General features: G+C 62.6%; 2 protein-coding genes. One reads left to right on the top strand and one right to left on the bottom strand.

Features of this window, described 5'->3' with window-relative positions; all coding sequences use genetic code 11:
* Positions 1-178: 178 nt before the first annotated feature.
* Complete coding sequence (locus tag GY769_16675) at positions 179-790, top strand: porin family protein (protein ID MCP4203555.1); 612 nt, start codon at positions 179-181, stop codon at positions 788-790.
* Between the two features lie 6 nt (positions 791-796).
* Here GY769_16675 and GY769_16670 read toward each other — a convergent pair.
* A partial coding sequence (locus GY769_16670; GenBank protein ID MCP4203554.1) for a hypothetical protein occupies positions 797-1187 on the bottom strand: 391 nt, incomplete at its 5' end.

Below are 1187 nucleotides of genomic sequence, written 5' to 3'. Positions count from 1 at the left end.
TAATGGTGGATGCCTTATACCCGCCGACCGATTAGGATGGCACCTCATTAGGGGCACCTCATTGCCCACGTCATTCCATCAAGAGGCGCCGCGCGGCGCGGACTAGAATGGAAGCGATGAGGACGTCGCGCGTCCTTCGAAGCCACGATCATGACACCGAGAGAGAGAGAGAGAGACCATGAGCCCCAAGACCCCCTTGATACTTCTGATCTGCCTGCTCGCCGCCTCGGCGGCGGGCGCCCAGCAGGTCGAGATCACGCCCTTCGTCGGCTTCCAATTCGGCGGCTGGCTCACCGACGACCACGGCTTCAGCTTCGACGAGCTGGACATCGAAGAGAGCGAGAGCTTCGGCCTGATCGCCGACTTCGCGATCAACCGCCACGCCCAGATCGAGCTCCTCTACAGCCTGCAGGAGACCGAGCTCGAGCTGCTGGGCTTCCGGCGCCTGCGACGGAGCTTCGATCTCGACATCGAATACTTCCACGTCGGCTTCCTGTGGCAGTGGCTGCCGACCGAGGAGATCCGGCCCTTCGTCGTCGGCTCCCTGGGGGCGGTGAACCTGAATCTCGAGGGCGGGGAGGACGAGACGCGGTTCTCGATCAGCTTCGGCGGCGGCGTCAAGCTGTTGTTCAACGACCACACCGGCGTGCGCTTCGAAGGCCGTTTCTACAACTCCTTCATCGAGGACGACGAGGAGGTCTTCTGCAACCCCGACTTCTGCTTCGCCTACGAGGACACGAACCTGCTCTTCCAGTTCGAGCTCAAGGCCGGCTTCATCCTGGCCTTTTGACGGGTTTCAGATGTTGGAAGTCGTCAAGGCGCCGACTTCCTGCTTCTGGATCCTCTCGATCATGGTCTCGGTGAGGGCGACGACGTCGGTCTCGAGCAGGCGGTCCGAGATCACCAGGTACTTCTTGCCGACGTTCTTCCGGGTCAGGTAGTTGCGGCTCCTGGTGCGGCCGAAGTAGGTGGCGGCGACCTGCGATTCGAGATCTCCAAGATCGTTCTGGATGCGCTTCAGCGCTGCCGCCGCTTCGTCCCCGAAGTACTTCCTGGTCAACGCCATGTTGCGCGCCCGCGACCGGTTCCAGGCCACCAGCGCTTCGTTGTAAGCGCTCCAGCTCGCGGTGTCTTCCGGAGTCCAATCGGTCTCGCGGTCCGGGCGCAGCACAAGCGCCCGAATCGCG

The sequence above is a fragment of the bacterium genome (assembly GCA_024224155.1).
Classification (GTDB): Bacteria; Acidobacteriota; Thermoanaerobaculia; order Multivoradales; family JAHEKO01; genus CALZIK01.
This window is presented reverse-complemented; position numbering and strand designations above follow the sequence as displayed.